Source organism: Erythrobacter dokdonensis DSW-74, assembly GCF_001677335.1.
GTDB classification, from domain to species: Bacteria; Pseudomonadota; Alphaproteobacteria; order Sphingomonadales; family Sphingomonadaceae; genus Erythrobacter; species Erythrobacter dokdonensis.
Genome location: NZ_LZYB01000006.1, coordinates 17986 through 38602 on the forward strand (window position 1 = coordinate 17986; position 20617 = coordinate 38602).

Annotated in this window: 16 protein-coding genes and 1 pseudogene; 7 read left to right on the forward strand and 10 right to left on the reverse strand. The window is 63.3% G+C overall.

Annotated elements, in window-relative coordinates; genetic code table 11:
- Nucleotides 1-146: 146 nt before the first annotated feature.
- From I603_RS10750 to I603_RS10780, 8 genes are all read right to left on the reverse strand, one after another.
- Nucleotides 147-1112, reverse strand: coding sequence for a CsgG/HfaB family protein (locus tag I603_RS10750; protein WP_068864942.1), 966 nt, complete (start codon nt 1110-1112; stop codon nt 147-149).
- A gap of 10 nt (nt 1113-1122) precedes the next feature.
- Nucleotides 1123-1542 (reverse strand): curli assembly protein CsgF, encoded by a 420-nt coding sequence (locus I603_RS10755; protein ID WP_068864945.1) that lies wholly within the window; start codon nt 1540-1542, stop codon nt 1123-1125.
- Nucleotides 1543-1827: 285 nt separating this feature from the next.
- Nucleotides 1828-2205, reverse strand: coding sequence for a 50S ribosomal protein L7/L12 (rplL, locus tag I603_RS10760; protein ID WP_068864947.1), 378 nt, complete (start codon nt 2203-2205; stop codon nt 1828-1830).
- 69 nt (nt 2206-2274) lie between these two features.
- Nucleotides 2275-2790, reverse strand: a complete 516-nt coding sequence (gene rplJ / locus I603_RS10765) for a 50S ribosomal protein L10 (protein WP_068864949.1) — start codon at nt 2788-2790, stop codon at nt 2275-2277.
- 320 nt (nt 2791-3110) lie between these two features.
- The gene (locus tag I603_RS10770; protein ID WP_068864951.1) at nt 3111-3353 is read right to left on the reverse strand and encodes a helix-turn-helix domain-containing protein; all 243 of its coding nucleotides are present in this window, start codon (nt 3351-3353) and stop codon (nt 3111-3113) included.
- Nucleotides 3353-3901, reverse strand: a complete 549-nt coding sequence (locus I603_RS10775; protein ID WP_068864953.1) for a DUF2975 domain-containing protein — start codon at nt 3899-3901, stop codon at nt 3353-3355. Before I603_RS10775 ends, I603_RS10770 begins: the two co-directional genes overlap by 1 nt.
- A gap of 26 nt (nt 3902-3927) precedes the next feature.
- Nucleotides 3928-4065 (reverse strand): hypothetical protein, encoded by a 138-nt coding sequence (locus I603_RS14725; RefSeq protein ID WP_169711371.1) that lies wholly within the window; start codon nt 4063-4065, stop codon nt 3928-3930.
- A 152-nt stretch (nt 4066-4217) separates the two neighbouring features.
- Entirely contained in the window at nt 4218-5258 is a 1041-nt protein-coding gene (locus tag I603_RS10780; protein ID WP_068864955.1) for a 50S ribosomal protein L11 methyltransferase, read from the reverse strand.
- A 353-nt stretch (nt 5259-5611) separates the two neighbouring features.
- On the opposite strand from I603_RS10780, the gene rpoB reads away from it, so the two are divergent.
- From rpoB to I603_RS10825, 7 genes and pseudogenes are all read left to right on the forward strand, one after another.
- Nucleotides 5612-9805 (forward strand): DNA-directed RNA polymerase subunit beta, encoded by a 4194-nt coding sequence (gene rpoB / locus I603_RS10785; protein WP_068864957.1) that lies wholly within the window; start codon nt 5612-5614, stop codon nt 9803-9805.
- Nucleotides 9802-10203, forward strand: a complete 402-nt coding sequence (locus I603_RS10790) for a hypothetical protein (protein ID WP_068864959.1) — start codon at nt 9802-9804, stop codon at nt 10201-10203. The genes rpoB and I603_RS10790 overlap by 4 nt, the downstream gene beginning before the upstream one ends.
- A complete protein-coding gene (gene rpoC, locus I603_RS10795) occupies nt 10203-14498 on the forward strand; it encodes a DNA-directed RNA polymerase subunit beta' (RefSeq protein WP_068864961.1) in 4296 nt (1431 codons plus the stop codon). Before I603_RS10790 ends, rpoC begins: the two co-directional genes overlap by 1 nt.
- 160 nt (nt 14499-14658) lie before the next feature.
- A complete protein-coding gene (locus I603_RS10800; RefSeq protein ID WP_068864964.1) occupies nt 14659-15099 on the forward strand; it encodes a DNA-directed RNA polymerase subunit beta' in 441 nt (146 codons plus the stop codon).
- A gap of 42 nt (nt 15100-15141) precedes the next feature.
- Nucleotides 15142-16503, forward strand: a complete 1362-nt coding sequence (gene gltX / locus I603_RS10805; RefSeq protein ID WP_068864966.1) for a glutamate--tRNA ligase — start codon at nt 15142-15144, stop codon at nt 16501-16503.
- A 13-nt stretch (nt 16504-16516) separates the two neighbouring features.
- Nucleotides 16517-17261: pseudogene (locus I603_RS14830) on the forward strand (IS3 family transposase); the annotation flags it as partial.
- A 442-nt stretch (nt 17262-17703) separates the two neighbouring features.
- Entirely contained in the window at nt 17704-18288 is a 585-nt protein-coding gene (locus I603_RS10825; protein ID WP_068864972.1) for an aspartyl/asparaginyl beta-hydroxylase domain-containing protein, read from the forward strand.
- Here the strand turns inward: I603_RS10825 and I603_RS10830 are convergent.
- Nucleotides 18285-18941 (reverse strand): hypothetical protein, encoded by a 657-nt coding sequence (locus I603_RS10830; RefSeq protein WP_068864974.1) that lies wholly within the window; start codon nt 18939-18941, stop codon nt 18285-18287. The two genes, I603_RS10825 and I603_RS10830, sit on opposite strands and share 4 nt — an antisense overlap.
- Nucleotides 18941-20539: a S8 family serine peptidase gene (locus I603_RS10835; RefSeq protein ID WP_068864976.1), complete on the reverse strand. Its 1599-nt coding sequence runs from the start codon at nt 20537-20539 to the stop codon at nt 18941-18943. The genes I603_RS10830 and I603_RS10835 overlap by 1 nt, the downstream gene beginning before the upstream one ends.
- Between the last annotated feature and the right edge of the window lie 78 nt (nt 20540-20617).

Consider the following 20617-nt stretch of genomic DNA (forward strand, 5'->3'; position numbering starts at 1 on the left):
AGGCTGATATCGGCACGATATCGGCATGAGCCCGCCTGGTTCTTCCAAGTCGGACAGACTTCAGGACGATTGCCTCATCCGATTGCTATGTGCACGACCCCTGCGGCGCCGTACGCGCTCTTGTGTCTTTCCCGTCACGGCCCTTTTTACGATCCGTCCGCTTCATCCTTGCCTTTGTCGACCACTGTCAGCGCAGTCAGTGATCCGGCCCGCTTCACCGCTTTCTGGATGTCGCTGGCGTCATAGATTCCGTCCCGCTCGGCCCGGTAGGCAGCGCGCAGCTGCTGTGCTGCCGACATGTCCTCGAACCGCCACAAATCGAGCTCCACGCCTTCAAGCACCAGCCCGTAAACGGCCTTCTCGATCGCCTGCTGGAGCGCCACCTGGTCGGGTTCGTTCGAGGTGATTCCCGCCTCGGCCTCAAGCAGCTCGCGGAAAGCCACGAACTTGAAGGCGCTGGCACCCAGAGCCTGGCTCGCAATGGTCTTGGATGCGGTGATATTGGCCAGCACCTCGCCCGTGCGCACCGAAACCGCGCGCAGGTATACGGTGACCGTGTCCTGCCGGTACTCGGTCCGAGCACCGATGCCGAGGAAGGCTGCGCCCGCACCGCCGGTCACGGTGTTGGTGTCATAACCCACGATCCCGCCTTCAAGCAGCACGCCCGCAAACAGCAAGGCGGGAAGGGCGTTGGGATCAACGTCCTGTTCGCCCAGATAGCGCTTGCGCATCTCGCCGATGATCTGGCGTTCGCGTAGCAGGTTATCGAGCCGCTCGCGCTCCACAACCGTGAACCAGCTGCGATTGCCCGCGTCCTGCAGCGCCTTGACCAGCATCGAGCCGGCGCCTTGCGTCACGGCGCGCGACAGGGTCTGGCCCACATCGCTGGGCTTGAACTGGCCGGTCTGGTCAGTGAAGCCATAGACCGCGATGGCAACCTGGCGCTGCGGAGGGGGCAGCTGGTAAAGCAGGTTCTGGGTCTGCGTCTTCTTCGGGAAGTAGGCCAGGCTGGTAGTGGTCGGGAGCGAATTCCGGCCATCCTGCGGCATGCTCATGCATCCGCCGAGAGCCAGCGCGGCAACGCCGGAAAGACTCAAAATCGCAGCGCGCATCACCCGAGCCTCACTCCACGTCAACAAAGAGCGGCACCACGATGCGGGTTTCCTCGCCCGTTTCATCGTTGCGGATGATGAGAGTAACCTCGTCCAGCGAGCGGAAAAACTCGATCGTCTGTCCGCCGAAACTAACACGCCCTTGCTCCTGCGGGTTATCGCCGAAGATGGCATTCACGAGTTGCGACGACAGCGAAGAAAGCAGCCGGGACTGGAGCTGGCGGGCGAAGATGTCGGCCTGCGAATTGGTTGTCCGCGAGCGCGGGTCGCGAGTGTCGTTATTGGCGTTGGCAACGCCCAGCACATGATTCGAATTGAACGGGTTGCCACCGAAGGTCGGGCTGATGGGACGGTAAACCACATCCTGTGCCGCTACCGGCGAAGCGACAACGATCAACGCAGCCAGAAGGCCTGCTTTGCTGGCGGACATTTTTCCCCCTTACTAACTTACTCGGGCCGCGAGCGGAGCAGTTTCTCCATTACGCGGGCATTCAGGGCGACTCGACCCTTTAGTTAACGTTAGGTTAGTGCGAATCGACAGCAAGTAAAGCAACTTCCTGCAGCTGCATGCGCGGTCATCCAGCCGCCGGTCAGGTGCAATCCTTGCATCTCCGCTCGCACAGTGGCCTGACCAGGGGCAGCGGCCGGGGAAACAAAAAAGGCGACGCCACGCGGGCGCCGCCTTCTTGTGCGTCGGTCCGAAGACCCGATCGACTTACTTGAGTTCGACGGTGCCGCCGGCTTCTTCGATCTTCTTCTTGATCTCTTCGGCCTCGGCCTTGTTGACGCCTTCCTTGAGCGCCTTCGGGGCGCCTTCGACCAGCGCCTTGGCTTCGGTCAGGCCCAGGCCGGTGATGGCGCGGACTTCCTTGATGACCTGGATCTTCTTGCCGCCGTCGCCGGTCAGGATGACGTCGAATTCGGTCTGCTCTTCGGCAGCCGGGGCATCGCCGCCGGCAGCCGGGCCAGCAGCCACGGCAACCGCAGCAGCGGCGCTGACGCCCCAGGCTTCTTCGAGAGCCTTGGCGAGTTCGGCAGCTTCAAGCACGGTCAGCTGCGACAGTTCTTCAACAAGCTTGGCAATGTCAGCCATGATGGTTCACTCCAAATATGTGGCGGGGCGGAAATGCCCCAGATTGTTTCGTCTGGCGAAAAGCGTCTCTTAAGCGGCGTCCTTGGCGGCATAAGCGCCGAACACGCGGGCGACCTTGGCTGCGGGCGCGGTAACGACCTGGGCGATCTTGGTCGCCGGGGCGTTGATCAGGCCCACAAGCTTGCCGCGCAGTTCGTCGAGGCTCGGCATCGAGGCGAGCGCCTTGATCCCGGCTTCGTCGAGCACGACCGCGCCCATGGAACCACCGACGATTTCAAGCTTGTCGTTCGACTTGGCGAAATCGACAGCGGCCTTGGCGGCCGCGACCGGGTCAGTCGACCAGGCCAGCCCGACCGGACCGGTGAGCATGTCATCCAGCCCGACATAGTCGGTGTCCTTGAGCGCGAGCTTGGCGAGACGGTTCTTCGCAACCTTGTAGGAAGCGCCAGCATCGCGCATCTTGTTCCGCAGGTCGGTGGACTGGGCCACCGTCATGCCGAGGTTGCGGGTGACGACCACCACGCTGACCTCGTTGAAGACCGCATTGAGCTGGGCAACCGCGTCGGCTTTCTGCGAACGATCCATGCCATACTCCTTCACATGTGATCGCACGGGAAATGGCTCCCCCGGGCGACCGGCTACGTTGTGTCCATGCGCGGGGCCGCAAGGGCTCCGAACACGGGCGAGTCCGTCGATAGGGAAGGAGGGTGTGCCATCGGGCACGAGCAGGGCGCGCCTGCGTAAGGCTGCCTGCGAAATCTCGTTTCCCCGTCTAGGCTGGAAATTAAGCGGGCCTGATTGCCTGCACCAACTGTCTCGGACGGATGACGCGGCAAAAGCACGAGGCCCGCCGGTCGGAGCGGGCCTCTAGGGAATCGGCGGCAGGAGTCAAGCGAAATGGGGGATCAGGTTTCGCCGCCGTCATAGCCGAGCAGGTCGCCCGGCTGGCATTCCAGTTCCCGGCAGATGGCGGCGAGGGTGGAAAAGCGGATCGCCTTGGCCTTGCCGGTTTTCAGGATCGACAGGTTGGCAAGGGTGAGGCCAACCCGGTCTGCCAGTTCGGTCAGGGTCATGCGGCGGGCGTGGAGCAGGTCGTCGAGCTTCACCATGATGCGCGCTCCTTCGATGTCGTCGGGGCTGGGTGGCATCACACGGTCCCTTCCAGATCGGCGCGCATCGCGGCACCGTGACGGAACACGCGGGCGAGGATGAACAGGACCAGCACCATCAGGATGCCGGTAAGATCAAACCCGTCGGCCTCGAAGCTGATATCGACCTCGTCGAGTTCCTGCGCCCATTCTGCCAGCATCAGACCGAATGCGATCAGAGGCCACGTCAGAAGCTGGGTGGCCAGCAGCAGCCAGGCCATCATGCTCAGCCGTTCGGCATTTGCCGGGATGAAGGGATCGCCTTCGCCGACCGTGTCGATCACAGCGCGCAGCTTGCCGAAGAACAGGAACAGCGCAACGAGGATAGCAACGCCGATAGCGAGCGCACCAACCAGCGGCAGAACCGGCAAGGCTGCCGCGTCGATTGCGCTCCCGTCGGCAAAATCTGTGGCAAGATCGGTGCTGAAGAAGGCGACAAAGGGAAGGGCGATGACGAGGGCCGCGGCGCCGATGGCCATCAGGCCCTGGAGGATGATTGCGACAACCTTGCCCGCAACAAGCAGTAAGTCGTTTCCGGGGGAATGCATGCTTCGCTCTCCTGTGAGGGGAAGGTTCAGGCCAGTGCGGGCAGAGCGAGCACGGCAGGGGTGGCGGCCTGCGCCGGCGGGACGGTAACAATTGCACCGATCGAGCCGATCGTGAGGACAACGGCGGCAAGCGCGGCGAGAGCGGTGTTGGCAAAGCGGGTCATATCGTTCTCCTTTATCGAGCACATTGATATTCGATAAAGAGCCTATAATCCGATTCGCGGCTTATCGTCAATCAATAATATTGAAAAACGATGTGTCGCTAATTGTTTTTCGAAAAGTCGCCGCCCGCGGGCTGCCTTGGCCAGATCGCAGGCTAGCCCGACCTCGACCAGACTTTGAGGGTGGTCGCGTGATAGAAGGCCTCTACCTCCAATGTCTGCCCGGCTTCGGTATTCACAGGCTCCGGCAGAAAATAGGCGATCGGGTGCCAGTGTGCTGCGGCGTCTCCGCCGGGCGGGTTTTCGTAGGTAATGCCGTTACCGAAATCGATTTTCAGCCACTGCACCACCGCATTGATCATGCCTCCGGTGGCGGTCACCGAGGTTTGCGCATGGCCGGTGACCGGAACCGGCGAGGGGATGTTCCAGTTCAGAACCGCCAGATCGGCCGGCTCGCTGCGCAAGCAGACGCGTCTGCCGACAGGGTCGATGAATTCCGTGTTGGCATAGAGCGCGAGGAATTCGGCCAGATCAAACCCTTCGACCATGCGCGGCGGCGCCTCCACATTGTCCAGTTCGGCGAGCGCCACGCGCAGGCCCGCAGCCTCTGGAACGAACAACGCGCCCGGTGCGCAAAGTTCTGCCCGTGCGTGCTCGAGGGCGGGCAGAACGCCCTCTCCGACCAGATCCGCGGCGAAGATTTCGGATACCACCAGTTCGGCCCCCGCATCGCCGATCATCTCGCGCGTCAGCTTGGTCGAATGGCAGGCGTGAACCGTGATGACGTCCTCGAACCCGTTGGCCGCCACGATCCGCCGTGCCGCTGCGGCGACCAGCGGATTTGCCTCGCAGGCGATCACCCGCTTCGCTCCGGCACGGGCCGCCATCATTGCCAGCAAGCCCGAGCCGGTGCCGATATCAAGCACCACACGGCCTGCAGCCAAGCCTTCGATCGCGGCGCGATAGGCCACGTTGCGCGGCGTGTCGCGCAGCATCGAGGCGTGCCAGGCCGGCAGCTTGCGGGTGCGGATGATGCGCGCCACGTTTTCGTAAAGCGGATCGTCCGGATGACGCGCCAGCGTGTCGGCAATCAGTTCCTCCACCGCTGCGGCCTTGTTCTGGTCGAGCAACGCAAGTCCCAGCGACAGGAAGATCTCCGGCCGGTCGAACACCTCCGCACTCGTCGACTTGCTCATGATGCCTGTCTGCCCCTGTTTGTTCCGGCCGACCCATGGCACGCGCTGGCGGGATAGGGAATAGTCCGCGGGGCAGGGCCGGGGTGCTTGCGGATTGACTCGGGCGCACGGCGGCCTATATGCGCCGCTATCCGAAGGTTTCGAGCAATGCATGCCTTTCGCGGGGGTGTGCAGATGGAAGGAAGCCCGGAGGTTCCGTGGGACTCGTGAAACAGGCTGCAGGGCGGCACCCTTCGGTGTTGCCCGTGCAGTCGTTTTTGCGTCCCGGAATTCCCGCCCCCGAGGAAATTTTTTGTCCGGCGCGACGGGCACAGAGCTGCTCCTGCGCGCACAACGAAGAGGCCCAAGTCTCCATGGCAACCAAGGCGAAGCCGCCCGTAACCCGCAGCCGCAAGGCGCAAGGGACCGCGAAGAAGCGTATCCGCAAGATCTTCGGCGACATCCACGAAGTCGTGGAGATGCCCAACCTGATCGAGGTGCAGCGCGAAAGCTACGAGCAGTTCCTGCGCTCGGACAAGGCCACCGGCTACGTGTCGGGCCTCGAGAAGACCCTGCGTTCGGTGTTCCCGATCCGCGACTTCGCCGGCACCGCCGAACTCGATTTCGTGCATTACGAACTCGAAGAACCCAAGTACGACACCACCGAGTGCCGTCAGCGCGGCATCACCTATGCCGCCCCGATGAAGGTGACGCTGCGCCTTATCGTGTTCGAGGTCGATCAGGAAACCGAGACCCGCTCCGTGCTCGATATCAAGGAGCAGGACGTCTACATGGGCGACATGCCGCTCATGACCGAGAACGGCACCTTCATCATCAACGGCACCGAGCGCGTGATCGTCTCGCAGATGCACCGTTCGCCGGGCGTGCTGTTCGATCATGACCGCGGCAAGACCCACTCTTCGGGCAAGCTGCTGTTTGCCGCGCGGGTGATCCCTTATCGCGGTTCGTGGCTCGATTTCGAGTTCGACGCCAAGGACATCGTCAACGTCCGCATCGACCGCAAGCGCAAGCTGCCGGTGACCGCGCTGCTTTACGCTCTGGGCCTCGATGCCGAAGACATCCTGCACCACTTCTACAACACCGTGACCTGGGAGCGCGCGAAGGATGGCTGGAAGATCCCCTTCGTTGCGGAAGCTTGGCGCGGTGCCAAGCCGACCTTCGCCCTGATCGATGCCAAGACCGGTGAGGAAGTCTTCCCGGCCGGCCAGAAGATCAGCCCCCGCGCCGCGAACAAGGCGTCCAAGGACGGGCTTACCGAACTGCTGCTCCCGACCGAGGAAGTCGTGAGCCGCTACGCCGCGCGCGACATGATCGACGAGAGCACTGGTCGTATCTACATCGAGGCGGGCGACGAAGTGACGCTCGAACATGTCGAGATGTTCGACAAGGCGGGCATTGACGCGCTTGAACTGCTCGACATCGACGAGATCAACACCGGCCCCTGGATCCGCAACACGCTGAAGGCTGACAAGGCCGAGAACCGCGACGAGGGTCTTGAGGCGATCTACAAGGTCATGCGTCCGGGTGAACCGCCGACGAAGGAAACCGCCGAGGCGCTGTTTGAAGGCCTGTTCTTCGATGCCGAACGCTATGACCTCTCGGCTGTCGGCCGCGTCAAGCTCAACATGCGCCTCGGGCTCGACGCCGAGGACACCGTGACGATCCTGCGCAAGGAAGATATCCTTGCGGTGGTGAAGGAGCTGGTCGGCCTCAAGGACGGCAAGGGCGAAGTCGATGACATCGACAACCTCGGCAACCGGCGCGTGCGTTCGGTGGGCGAGCTCTTGGAAAACCAGTACCGCGTCGGCCTGCTGCGCATGGAGCGCGCCGTGAAGGAGCGCATGAGCTCGGTCGACGTGTCGACCGTCATGCCGAACGACCTCATCAACGCGAAGCCCGCTGTCGCTGCGGTGCGCGAGTTCTTCGGTTCCTCGCAGCTTTCGCAGTTCATGGACCAGACCAACCCGCTGTCGGAAGTCACCCACAAGCGCCGCGTTTCGGCGCTTGGCCCGGGCGGTCTCACACGCGAGCGTGCGGGCTTCGAAGTGCGCGACGTTCACCCGACGCACTATGGCCGCATCTGCCCGATCGAGACGCCCGAAGGTCCGAACATCGGTCTGATCAACTCGCTCGCCAGCTTCAGCCGCGTCAACAAGTACGGCTTCATCGAAACCCCCTACCGCAAGGTGGTGGACGGCAAGGTGACCGGCGACGTGATCTACCTCTCCGCGATGGAAGAGCAGAAGCACACCGTCGCGCAGGCCTCGGCTGAGCTGAACGAAGACGGCTCTTTCGTCGAGGAACTGGTCTCGGCGCGTCACAACGGCGACAACCTGATGGCGCCGCGCGAGCATGTGACGCTGATGGACGTCAGCCCCAAGCAGCTCGTCTCGGTCGCTGCCTCGCTGATCCCGTTCCTTGAAAACGATGACGCCAACCGCGCGCTGATGGGCTCGAACATGCAGCGCCAGGCGGTGCCGCTGGTCAAGGCCGAGGCGCCGTGGGTCGGCACCGGCATGGAAGAGACCGTTGCGCGGGATTCGGGCGCGGCGATCGCGGCCAAGCGCGGCGGGATCGTTGACCAGGTCGACGCGACCCGCATCGTGATCCGCGCGATCGGCGATGTCGAACCCGGCCAGTCGGGCGTGGACATCTACACCCTCCAGAAGTTCCAGCGTTCGAACCAGAACACCTGCATCAACCAGCGTCCGCTGGTGAAGGTGGGTGACGTGATCGAAGCCGGCGACATCATCGCCGACGGCCCTTCGACCGATCTGGGCGAGCTGGCGCTGGGCAAGAACAGCCTCGTCGCCTTCATGCCCTGGAACGGCTACAACTACGAAGACTCGATCCTGATCAGCGAGCGCATCGTGAAGGACGACGTCTTCACCTCGATCCACATCGAGGAGTTCGAAGTCATGGCTCGCGACACCAAGCTGGGGCCGGAAGACATCACCCGCGACATTCCCAATGTCGGCGAGGAAGCCCTGCGCAACCTCGACGAAGCGGGCATTGTCTATATTGGCGCCGAAGTGCATCCGGGCGACATTCTGGTCGGCAAGATCACGCCCAAGGGCGAATCGCCGATGACCCCGGAAGAAAAGCTGCTGCGCGCGATCTTCGGCGAAAAGGCGAGCGATGTGCGCGACACCTCGCTGCGTCTGCCTCCTGGTGTGGCCGGGACGGTCGTGGAAGTTCGCGTCTTCAACCGCCACGGGATCGAGATCGACGACCGTACCCGCGCGATCCAGAACGAGGAAATCGAGCGTCTGCGCAAGGATGCCGCCGACGAGCGCAACATCCTCAACCGTGCGACCTACAACCGCCTCAAGGACATGCTGGTGGGCCAGACCGCCTCGGCAGCGCCGAAGGGGCTGAAGAAGGGCGTCGAAATCACCGAGGAGCTGCTCGAGGAAGTCGATCGCCACGAATGGTTCAAGTTCGCGGTCGCCGACGACAGCCGGCAGACGCAGATCGAGGCGGTGAAGTCGCAATATGACGAAGCCGTCGCGCTGATCGATGCCAAGTTCCAGGACCGCAAGGAAAAGCTGGAGCGTGGCGATGAACTCGCGCCGGGCGTGCTCAAGATGGTCAAGGTCTTCGTCGCGGTGAAGCGCAAGCTGCAGCCGGGCGACAAGATGGCCGGCCGCCACGGGAACAAGGGCGTGATCAGCCGCATCCTGCCGATCGAGGATATGCCGTTCCTCGAAGACGGGACGCCGGTCGACCTCGTGCTCAATCCGCTGGGCGTGCCTTCGCGCATGAACGTCGGGCAGATCTTCGAGACCCACCTCGGCTTTGCCGCGCGTGCGCTCGGTCACGAGATCAAGGGCATGCTGGAAGACTGGCGCGCCGCCAATCCGAACGCGGCCGAAGATTACGCCAATGCGGCGCCGCCCGCAGCGGTCGTGGAGCGCCTCAAGGACATCTATGGCGAGCAATATTTCGAGGATCTCGAAAGCCGCTCGACCGCCGAGATCGTCGAGCTGGCGGGCAACCTTTCGGCCGGTGTGCCGATGGGAACCCCGGTGTTCGACGGCGCGCGCGAGCCGGACGTGTCGGAGATGCTGGTGAAGGCGGGAATCGATTCCTCGGGCCAGAGCGTCCTCTATGACGGCCGCACCGGCGAGGCGTTTGACCGCAAGGTGACCGTGGGCATCATCTACATGCTCAAGCTCCACCACCTCGTCGACGACAAGATCCACGCGCGTTCGATCGGTCCCTACTCGCTCGTCACCCAGCAGCCGCTGGGCGGCAAGGCGCAGTTCGGCGGCCAGCGCTTCGGCGAAATGGAAGTCTGGGCGCTGCAGGCCTACGGAGCGGCCTACACCTTGCAGGAAATGCTGACGGTGAAGTCCGACGACGTGGTCGGCCGCACCAAGGTCTACGAAGCGATCGTCAAGGGCGACGACACCTTCGAAGCCGGCATTCCCGAGAGCTTCAACGTGCTCGTCAAGGAAATGCGCAGCCTCGGCCTCAACGTCGAGCTGAAGTCGATCCTCGATGACGAGGACGACGACGGCGAGATGCTGGAGGCGGCCGAATGATGCGCAAGGCCCTGACCGCTGCGGCGATGGCGGGGATGGTGCTTGTCGCCACCCCGTCGAACGCTGCGGACAAGGGGGTTGAGGCGGTATACCGGGAAGCCCTCGAATGCCGGGTTGCCGCAGACAGCCTCCTCATCAGCCTCAATCGTCAGGAAGCAGCGAACGAAGAACAGGCCAAAGCGATCGAGACCGTCAAAGGGACCGAAAGCTTTTATCGCAGGCTGACTCTGATGCTGGGGCGCAAGCTGGGCAAGCGTGATCCGTTGATCGGTATGGATTACGCGCAGGTCCAGCTCGGGGTGACCCAGTCCATCCTGACAAAGCCTAATGCGATGGCTGACATGGTGAGCAGGACCAAGACCTGCGGCGAAGCAATTTCCGAGGCGGAGAAAGCCTAATGAACGACCTGACCAAATTCACCAACCAGCTGGCGAAGCCCGAAACCTTCGACCAGATCCAGATCGGCATCGCCTCGCCCGAGCGCATCCGCTCGTGGTCCTATGGCGAGATCAAGAAGCCTGAGACGATCAACTACCGCACCTTCAAGCCGGAGCGGGACGGGTTGTTCTGCGCGCGCATCTTCGGTCCCGTGAAGGACTACGAGTGCCTGTGCGGCAAGTACAAGCGCATGAAGTACAAGGGCGTCGTCTGCGAAAAGTGCGGCGTCGAAGTCACGGTGACCAAGGTTCGCCGCGAGCGTATGGGCCACATCGAACTGGCCGCGCCCGTCGCGCACATCTGGTTCCTGAAGTCGCTGCCGAGCCGCATCGGCCTGCTGCTCGACATGCAATTGAAGCAGCTTGAGCGCATCCTCTACTTCGAAAGCTACGTGGTGATCGAGCCGGGCCTGACCCCGCTTGAAAAGTACCAGCTGCTGACCGAGGACGAGCTGCTCGAAGCGCAGGACGAATACGGCGAGGACGCCTTCAGCGCCGATATCGGTGCCGAAGCCGTGCGCCGCATGCTGATGGACCTCGACCTCGAGGCCGAGCGTGACGCGCTGATGGAAGAGCTCGCCACCACCAAGTCGGCGCTCAAGCCCAAGAAGATCATCAAGCGTCTGAAGGTCGTCGAGAGCTTCATCGATTCCGGCAACCGCCCGGAATGGATGATCCTCGAAGTGATCCCCGTGATCCCGCCCGAACTTCGCCCGCTGGTGCCGCTCGATGGCGGTCGTTTCGCGACCTCGGACCTCAACGATCTCTATCGCCGCGTCATCAACCGCAACAACCGTCTGAAGCGCCTGATCGAACTGCGCGCGCCGGATATCATCGTGCGCAACGAAAAGCGCATGTTGCAGGAAGCGGTCGACGCGCTGTTCGACAACGGCCGCCGCGGCCGCGTCATCACCGGCGCCAACAAGCGTCCGCTCAAGTCGCTGTCCGACATGCTCAAGGGCAAGCAGGGCCGCTTCCGTCAGAACCTGCTCGGCAAGCGCGTCGACTATTCGGGCCGTTCGGTGATCGTGACCGGTCCCGAACTCAAGCTGCACCAGTGCGGCCTGCCCAAGAAGATGGCGCTCGAGCTGTTCAAGCCGTTCATCTACGCGCGTCTGGATGCCAAGGGTCTGTCGATGACCCTCAAGCAGGCGAAGAAGTGGGTCGAGAAGGAGCGCAAGGAAGTCTGGGACATCCTCGACGAGGTGATCCGCGAACACCCGGTGCTGCTGAACCGCGCGCCGACGCTGCACCGTCTGGGCATCCAGGCGTTCGAGCCGGTGCTGATCGAAGGCAAGGCTATCCAGCTGCACCCGCTGGTCTGCTCGGCCTTCAACGCCGACTTCGACGGTGACCAGATGGCGGTCCACGTGCCGCTGTCGCTGGAAGCCCAGCTTGAAGCGCGTGTGCTGATGATGTCGACCAACAACATCCTCTCGCCCGCCAACGGCACCCCGATCATCGTGCCCTCGCAGGACATGGTGCTGGGGCTCTACTACCTGTCGATGGAACGTCAGGAAAAGACGCCCGAATTCATCGAAGAGGCTGACGGCACCAAGATCGAGAAGCTGCCGCGCTTTGGCGATATCGCCGAAGTGCACCAGGCGCTCGAAACCAAGGCGGTCACGCTCCACACCCGTATCCTCGCCCGCGTCCCGCAGGCGGATGAAGCGGGCAATGTGGGCATGAAGCGTTTCGTCACCACGCCGGGCCGCATGCTGATCGGCGAGTGCCTGCCGAAGAGCCACAAGGTGCCCTTCGACATCGTCAACCGCCTGCTCACCAAGCGCGAGATCGCGGACGTGATCGATCAGGTCTATCGTCACACCGGCCAGAAGGACACGGTGCTGTTCGCCGACGCCATCATGGCGCTGGGCTTCCGCCATGCGTTCAAGGCCGGCATCAGCTTCGGCAAGGACGACATGATCATCCCCGCCGCCAAGGAAAAGCTGGTCGAGGAAACCAAGGCGCTCGTGGCTGGCTACGAGCAGCAGTACCAGGACGGCTTCATCACCCAGCAGGAAAAGTACAACAAGGCGGTCGACGCCTGGAACAAGTGCGGGGACATGGTCGCCGAGGCGATGATGGCCGAGATCAAGGCCCAGCCGATCGACGAGAATGGCAAGGAAGGCCAGATCAACTCGATCTACATGATGAGCCACTCGGGTGCGCGCGGTAGCCCGGCGCAGATGAAGCAGCTCGCGGGGATGCGCGGCCTGATGGCCAAGCCCTCGGGCGAAATCATCGAGACCCCGATCATCTCGAACTTCAAGGAAGGCCTGACCGTTCTTGAATACTTCAACTCGACCCACGGCGCGCGCAAGGGCCTCGCGGACACCGCGCTGAAGACCGCGAACTCGGGTTACCTGACCCGCCGTCTGGTCGACGTGTCGCAGGACTGCGTCATCGTCGAGGAAGATTGCGGCACCCAGAACGCGCTCGAAATGCGCGCCATCGTTCAGGGCGGCTCGGTGATCGCCTCGCTCGGCGAGCGCATTCTCGGCCGCACCGTTGCCGAGGACATCATCAACGCCGCCACCGGCGAGGTGATCGTTCCGGCCGGCACGCTGCTCGACGAAGCGATGGTCAAGGAGATCGAGGCTGCCGAAGTTCAGTCGGCCAAGATCCGCTCGCCGCTGATCTGCGAGGCCGAACAGGGCGTGTGCGCGACCTGCTACGGACGTGACCTTGCACGCGGCACGCCGGTCAATATCGGTGAAGCCGTGGGCGTCATTGCGGCGCAGTCGATCGGCGAGCCCGGAACCCAGCTGACGATGCGGACCTTCCACATCGGCGGCGCGGCACAGCTCAACGAAACCTCGCATCTCGAGGCGATTTCGGAAGGCCGTATCGAATACCGCGACATGCCGACCATCACCGACAAGAAGGGACGCATCCTCAGCCTCGCCCGCAACGGCGAGCTGGCGGTGATCGATGCCGAAGGGCGCGAGCGCGAGACGCACAAGGTGCCCTATGGTACGGTGCTGATGTTCAAGGATGGCGACCTGGTAAAGGTGGGCAACCGCCTTGCCGAATGGGATCCGTTTACCCTGCCGATCATCACCGAATATTCGGGCGTCGTGCGCTTTCAGGACCTTGCCGAGGGCGTAACGCTCGAGGAGCAGGTCGACGATGCCACCGGCATCACCCAGCGCGTTGTCACTGAAAACCGTGCGACCGGCCGCAAGCGCAAGGAAGACCTGCGTCCGCGCCTCACCCTGCTGGGCGAAGGCGATGGCGATACCGAGGCTGCGCGCTACATGCTGGCGCCCGGCACCGCCATTTCGGTCGAGGATGGCCAGACGGTCGAGGCGGGCGACATTCTCGCCCGTGTCAGCCGCGAGGCCAAGACCCGCGATATTGTGGGTGGTCTGCCGCGCGTGGCCGAGTTGTTCGAGGCGCGCCTGCCGAAGGATAACGCGGTCATCGCCAAGATTTCCGGCCGGATCGAATTCGTCCGCGAATACAAGGCGAAGCGCAAGATTGCGATCATCCCCGAGGAGGGTGAAGCCGTCGAGTACCTGATCCCCAAGACCAAGGCGATCGACGTGCAGGAAGGCGACTACGTAAAGAAGGGCGATACCCTGATTTCCGGCTCGCCCAACCCGCACGACATCCTCGAGGTGCTGGGTGTCGAGGCGCTGGCGGAGTATCTCGTCAACGAAATCCAGGAAGTCTACCGACTGCAGGGCGTGAAAATCAACGACAAGCACATCGAGGTGATTGTTCGCCAGATGCTGCAGAAGGTCGAGATCACCGATGGCGGGGACACCACCCTGCTGCCGGGTGAACAGGTTGATCTGGCCGAGATGCTCGAGGTCAACGCCAAGCTCGCCAAGGGCAAGCAGCCGGCGGAAGGCAAGCCGGTGCTGCTGGGCATTACCAAGGCAAGCCTGCAGACCCGCAGCTTCATCTCGGCAGCCTCGTTCCAGGAAACCACGCGCGTGCTCACGCAGGCATCGGTGGAAGGGAAGAAGGATACGCTGATCGGTCTCAAGGAGAACGTCATCGTCGGCCGTCTCATTCCCGCCGGCACCGGTGCGGGCATGAACCGCCTGCGCGTCACCGCCAACAGCCGCGACGCCGCGCTCAAGGCGGCGTGGAAGAAGCAGCAGGACGCGCTTGCCGCTTCCGGGCAGCGCGAAGCCGAACCCGAAGCCGATGCGATCGGCTCGGAAGAGGCGATGAAGGCAGCGATGGCAAGCATGGCAGCGGCATCGCCCGCCGCCGGCGCGGAGGATGACGGCGAAGAATAAGCCGGGCCTCTCGGCCTCTTGAAACAAGGATTGCCCCGCCGGAGTTGTCGCTCCGGCGGGGCTTTTCGTATCAGCCGGCCTTTGGATAAAATGCTATTGCAAATCACTCGCATTTCTGTAAGGGTTCATCCGTTCTCCAGACGCAGCAAGGCGAGATTTCATGTCCGGCCACCGATCATCCAGTGCCACCCACCAGCACATCATCGAAGCGCTCGCACGGCCGCCAAGGGTGGAAACGCTCGGCCCCTATGCAGCGCGCTTCATCCATGCGCTGCGGCTGATTGCCCTGCACGAGCGTGCCGGGCGGGATCCTGTCCCTGAACTGGCGGCGCGGCTGGGCAGTGTGGAGGTGGCCGCCAAATCTCTCATTCTTGCACAGGCCATCACGACAACCTGGCCGGAGAATGTCCATGTCTCGCGCTTCTGTTGCCGCGTGCTCAGCCACGACGAAGCCACCATCGGCACCATCATCGATGCTGCGGCCACGGGGCATCGGCAGGGATGTGAGCGCGCGCTTGACGGCCTGGTACGACCGGACCGCGCGCATCGTCTGTGGGAATGCGCTCTTGCTCTTGTCGCTGCCGAAATGCGCGCTGCGTGAGCCAGCTTGCGGCCGGGCGCACAGCGCTCTACCGCTCGCGCCATGAGCACGATCACCCGCTTCGCCCCGTCTCCGACCGGCCGTCTCCATGTCGGCAATATCCGAACCGCGCTGCATAACTGGATGTTGGCACGCCGCGCCGGTGGCCGCTTCATCCTGCGGATTGATGATACCGACGCCGAACGCAGCCGCGAGGAATATGTTGCAGCGATCAAGGCCGATCTTGCCTGGCTGGGCCTCGATTGGGACCACGAGGAACGCCAGTCGTCACGGCTGGAACGCTACCAGACCGCTTTCGCTGCTCTCCAGGCAACGGGCCGCATCTATCCCTGCTACGAAAGTGCTCAGGAGCTAGAGGTCAAGCGCAAGATCCAGCTTGGGCGCGGCTTGCCGCCCATCTATGATCGCGCGGCGCTCAAGCTGACCGAAACCGAACGCGCGGCGAAAGAGGCCGAAGGCATCGCCCCGCACTGGCGTTTCCTGCTCGACCATGACGAGCCGATCGCATGGGAGGACGGCATTCGCGGAATGCAGAAATTCGATCCGGCCCAGCTTTCGGATCCGGTCATCCGGAGAGCTGACGGATCATGGCTCTACATGATGCCCAGCACCGTCGACGACATCGACATGGGGGTAACGCAAGTCCTTCGCGGCGAGGATCACGTATCGAATACTGCCGTTCAAATACAGATATTTACCGCACTTCATGCTGCAGGCTTTGCTGCAGCAAGCCCTGCAGCAAATTCGCTTCCTTCCTTCGCCCACGAGGCGCTGCTGGTGGGGCGCGAGGGCAAGCTTTCAAAGCGTCTCGGCTCGCTTGGATGCGATGCCTTCCGCGAGCGCGGAATCGAACCGGAATCGATCATCGCCCTGCTTGCTCGGCTGGGAACCTCGCAGCCGGTCGAACCGATTGCCGACCGCGCCGCTCTGATCGCGACCTTCGATCTGGCCAGCTTCGGCCGCGCCCCTGCAAAGTTCGACGAGGAGGATCTCGATCGCCTCAATGCCGCGATCGTGCATCAACTGCCCTTCGATGCAGTCAAAGAACGCCTGCCGGCAGGTATGGACGAGGCCGGCTGGCATGCGGTCAGGCCGAACCTTGCGCGTGTCGACGACGCGGCGGAATGGTGGCGCCTGGTGACGGGTCCTATCGAGCCGCCGGAGTTCACTTCGGAAGACCGTGCCTATCTGGCGGAGGCCGCGCGATTGCTGGCATGGGGCGACAATCCGTGGGCAAGCTTGACCGAGGCGCTCAAGCAGGTGTCCGGACGCAAGGGGCGCGCACTGTTCCTGCCTTTGCGGCAGGCGCTGACCGGGATGGATCATGGCCCGGACATGGCCGAACTCCTTCCCCTTATCGGCGAAGGGGAAGCCCGCGCCCGACTCGCCCGCGCTGCTGCTTAATGGCTGCGGGCCGGTGCCGGTCGAGGTGGCCGACCGGCTCAAGGCGCTGGAGCGCGAGAACCGGGAGCTGCAGCAGACCAAAGAGATGCTGCGCAAGGCTTCCGCATGGTTTGCCTTGGCAGAGTGGGCCTGACCTCCTGGGCGCCCCATCCAATTGCCATGATGGTGTAGCGACAGATGCAACGTGAGGGCTTCGATATTGCCCGTTGCACGGCCGAACGGCTGATGCGTGAACGCGGCCTGCAGGGTGTGATCCGCGGCAAGCCGGTCAAGACGATGATGACCGACAAGGCCGCGCCCGTCCTCTCGATCAGGCCAGCCGTCAGTTCCATGCACCGGTGCCGGACATGCTATGGGTCTCGGACTTTACCGGGCGCCGCGACGCTGGCCGGGTTCGTCTATGTCTCCTTAATGATCGAAGGCCTGGCCTCCTGCGTCGTGGGCCGGGGGTGAGCAGGACGGCACATGCCGGCTTTATGCTCGATGCCCTCGAGCAGACGATCCATGGCCGGCGGCCGGTAGCGTTCGCGCCGGCTATGACGACGCTTTGGCCGAAACCATCAACGGTTATTACAAGGCCGAGGTCATCCATCGGTGAGGTCCGTGGCGCCCGGATGAGGCGGTGGAATACGCCCGCGCTCGAATGGGTAGACTGGTTGAACAACCGCCGCTTGCTCGGGCCCATCGGCAATTTCCCGCCTGCCGAGGCCGCAGAGCGCTGCTGCGCGATGCGCGACGACACACCCATGGCAGCATAATCTGACGGAACTGGCCTCCGGCAATCCCGGGGCGGTGCATCTGACACACACCCGGCGTCAGTCGCGGCGGAAATCCCGCAGAACTGCTCCGTTTCCGTCGCACGGTGTGCCCGAAGGCGATTTCTGGATTTCGGGAGAGACTGTTTGGTGCCCTGCGGAGGACAAAGATGGGCACTCAAGTCATTGGGGAATTTCTCTCGAAATCCCGTAAGTCGGCAAGGAATACAGCTCCGGGACGAGGGGCAGCCATCCACCTCCCCCATGGAGCGCCCGGTTTCTCAAGCATCCGGCGTTCCGTTTTCAGAATCGCATGCCGATGCTGCTCACTGCCCCTACCGGGTTGTCGTCAAACACAATCTTCTGCCTGCCAGCACTTCCGGGAATAAATCCGCCCCTCGCCACGTTGGGTCCACAGTCCCAACCGCAGATTGAGAGGCCGGCCATGAAGAATTTCCGTCTTTTGGAAGTGCAGATCGACCCTGCTCCGTTCCTTGCCGAGATTGCCGCCCAGGAGAACGCTTTCGAGGAGAACCGCGGGCGGCAAGAGAAAATCGCTGTTCAGCGCGAGGCCCTGGCGATCCCGCTGCGGGGCCTCAGGGCCTCGGCGATCGGCAATCGCAAGCGCCGCGACGTCCACGAAAGCCGCTGGACCACGACCTCGCAGAAATATCCTGTCGCGCGGGCCTTTCTCGAAGATCTTGCCACAAAGCTGGACAGCGAATTGTCGCGCGCCAAGATTGTCTGCCTGCCGCCCGGCCACAAGGTCTATCCGCATATCGACCGCGGCGAATATTACCGCCTGCGCAACCGCTATCACCTGGTGCTCGCCTCGAGCGGATCATGGATGCGCGCGGGCGATGAGGAGGTGCGGATGAAGACCGGCGAATTGTGGTGGTTCGACAATGATCAGGAGCACGAAGCCTGCAACGACGGCAAGAGTGATCGCATCCACATGATTTTCGACTTGCTCCCGCGCGAACGGGTGAACGAAATCCGCGCTGATGCTGCGGCCATGGCCGCGTCCTAGGGGGCCGAGCGGGCCAACTGCGCGCTGCGGGCCTTTTGCGCGAGCGCCCGCAGCCGTGCCCTTGTTGCCGCGGGGCCCGACAGGGCCGCGACCAGTTCGATGCTGCGGTTGGTCCCTCGCAGATAGTTGATTGTCACCCTGCGGACATAATGCCCGATTTCCGGTGCGTAGTCCCATTCGCGCCGTTCCAGCAGGCGCATGGTCGTGGAGGAATAGCGATCGCACTTCACCGGCACCGCATCGAAGGTTCCTGCCTCGACCGTGAAGGGCTTCATCTTGCCGCTCTTGCAGACCCACAGGCTGACCGAGCGCTTCGCGCCGGCCTGGGGGTTGGCGCGGGTTTCGGTGATCACCCGGAAACGTGCCGAGCGCGGGCGGTCGAGCGGCCAGAGCGAATCCGGACTGCCCCGCACTTCTCGCCGGCCCGTTGCGCGGCCGCTGCGCCATTGCAGCACCGGCACGACAAAATTGCGGCTGCGCCGGTAGCGCGAACTGCCAAGCCCGCGCCAGATCGTCGCCTTCTCCTCGACTCTAACCACCTGCTCGACCCGGCCATCGGAATAGACGAAGGCATCGCCCTCGCGGTAACGTGGCAGTCCGGTCGGCAGCATCAGCGCAGCGGTGGCGGCGCCTGTCGTCAACAGAGCGAGCATCAATTGCCTCCGATCAGTCCTGCGCCGAAAATCGGATCGCGCCCGCGCGGTCCAAGGTCGCGCGCTTCGGCCTCGAGCTTGCGCACGACTTGTCGCGAAAGGGCAGCGTCGGGCTTGCGCAACTGCCCCGCCAAACGCGCAGCGACCACCGGTGCCGCAAAGGAGGTGCCGGTCGCATCGCGCACCGCGCCTTTGGCATCGATCGCTGTTACCGCCACGCCGCGTGCGGCGAAATCGACGTAAGCGCCGCGATTGGCATAGCGATAGATCCGATCCTTCGCATCGACGGCGGTTACCCCGATGACGCCTTCGTAGGCTCCGGGGAATACCGGCGGGGCGGCAGGGCCATCATTGCCGGCGGCGGCTACCACGATGTGACCGCGCTTGGTGATCCGGGCGATCGCTTCGGCCACGGCCGCGTTGCGAGGGCCGGACAGGCTGATATTGATCACCGGCGTTCCCTGAGCCGCCAGCCAGTCGAGCGCCTTGATCAGGGCATAACTCGAACCCGAGGTCTCGCGCGGACCGCCAAAAATGTCCGCGACGAAGATCCTGGTTTGTTGCCGGGGGTTACGCTTCGTCCCGGCCATCAGGTGCGCGACCGCTGTGCCGTGAAGACGCGGTTGCGGCGTCTTGCCGTTAAAGGCGCGCTGGGTCAGCGTGATGTGGCGGAACAAATCGAGGCTTGTTGCCACGCCTGTATCGATCAGGCCGATATCGCAGCCGCAGGCGATCCGTTCGGGGACACTCTTGCCGCGCCGGCGGCTGGTCTGCACTGCAGCGCTGTCGAACAGGTGATTATAGCCGATGCTGTCCGGGTCGGCGATGGTATCGAGCCTATCGAGTGCCGCCTCTCCCGTCAGCTCGGCCGGCCCCCGGAGCAGGAGGAGGGTGCCGGCCACCGCCAGCCTTTCGCGGCTTACCACCTCGAACCCGTTTGCGCGCAATTCGGCAAGATCCTGCTCGTCCAGGCCGAGCGCGACAAATTCGCTGCGCCGGTAGCGAAAGCCTTCGCCGTCGGTGTCGATCAGATCGCGCTGGTCGAGCTCTGCGCGCTCCGCTGCCGTTTCGCCAAGCGGGTATTCCCACTGGCCTTCGCTGCGATCATCATCGTATCCATCGACGTCGTCGTCACCGTAGCCATCGGCGTCATCATCTTCTTCGTCGTTGTCGTCTTCGACTTCGCCATCGTCGTCATCGTCGCGATCATCACCGTCGTCATCGTCATCGCCGCTAACGTCGTCGTCGACTACGTCGTCGTCGCCATCATCATCGTCGCCAGCCTCATTGTCGGCGGCTACGTCATCGTCGCCGTCGGGCTCGTCGAAGCCGTCGCCGCCAAGGTCGTCGCCATCGGAACCATCGGCTCCATCATCGAGGTCGCCGCCGCCGTCGGGGTCGTCCTCCCCGACATCGCCGCCATCGTCGAAGTCATCGCCGTCGTCGGGATCATCGGGGTCGTCATCGTCCGGATCATCGCCGTCATCGTCATCGCCCCCTGAGTCCTGGGCGGCGAGCGGCAAGGTGGCGAACTGACCCAGCGGCCCGAACGTCAGTCCGGCCACAAACAGCCATGCAATGAAAATCCTGATCATCATCGCCGCGATTCCCCACGCCCGCTGAAACCTTCCTGCGAAGCTTCCGTTCCCGCAAACCTGCCAATCTGCGAAGCTTCC

Bases quoted from the DNA above. Each gene is read 5' to 3' on its own strand.
- I603_RS10825 (WP_068864972.1), top strand. From the start codon at position 17,704: ATGAAGAATTTCCGTCTTTTGGAAGTGCAGATCGACCCTGCTCCGTTC.
- I603_RS10770 (WP_068864951.1), bottom strand. From the start codon at position 3,353: ATGCCACCCAGCCCCGACGACATCGAAGGAGCGCGCATCATGGTGAAG.
- I603_RS10790 (WP_068864959.1), top strand. From the start codon at position 9,802: ATGATGCGCAAGGCCCTGACCGCTGCGGCGATGGCGGGGATGGTGCTT.
- rpoC (WP_068864961.1), top strand. From the start codon at position 10,203: ATGAACGACCTGACCAAATTCACCAACCAGCTGGCGAAGCCCGAAACC.
- I603_RS14725 (WP_169711371.1), bottom strand. From the start codon at position 4,065: ATGACCCGCTTTGCCAACACCGCTCTCGCCGCGCTTGCCGCCGTTGTC.
- rplJ (WP_068864949.1), bottom strand. From the start codon at position 2,790: ATGGATCGTTCGCAGAAAGCCGACGCGGTTGCCCAGCTCAATGCGGTC.
- I603_RS10775 (WP_068864953.1), bottom strand. From the start codon at position 3,901: ATGCATTCCCCCGGAAACGACTTACTGCTTGTTGCGGGCAAGGTTGTC.
- I603_RS10835 (WP_068864976.1), bottom strand. From the start codon at position 20,539: ATGATGATCAGGATTTTCATTGCATGGCTGTTTGTGGCCGGACTGACG.
- I603_RS10800 (WP_068864964.1), top strand. From the start codon at position 14,659: ATGTCCGGCCACCGATCATCCAGTGCCACCCACCAGCACATCATCGAA.
- I603_RS10780 (WP_068864955.1), bottom strand. From the start codon at position 5,258: ATGAGCAAGTCGACGAGTGCGGAGGTGTTCGACCGGCCGGAGATCTTC.
- gltX (WP_068864966.1), top strand. From the start codon at position 15,142: ATGAGCACGATCACCCGCTTCGCCCCGTCTCCGACCGGCCGTCTCCAT.
- rplL (WP_068864947.1), bottom strand. From the start codon at position 2,205: ATGGCTGACATTGCCAAGCTTGTTGAAGAACTGTCGCAGCTGACCGTG.
- rpoB (WP_068864957.1), top strand. From the start codon at position 5,612: ATGGCAACCAAGGCGAAGCCGCCCGTAACCCGCAGCCGCAAGGCGCAA.
- I603_RS10830 (WP_068864974.1), bottom strand. From the start codon at position 18,941: ATGCTCGCTCTGTTGACGACAGGCGCCGCCACCGCTGCGCTGATGCTG.
- I603_RS10755 (WP_068864945.1), bottom strand. From the start codon at position 1,542: ATGTCCGCCAGCAAAGCAGGCCTTCTGGCTGCGTTGATCGTTGTCGCT.
- I603_RS10750 (WP_068864942.1), bottom strand. From the start codon at position 1,112: ATGCGCGCTGCGATTTTGAGTCTTTCCGGCGTTGCCGCGCTGGCTCTC.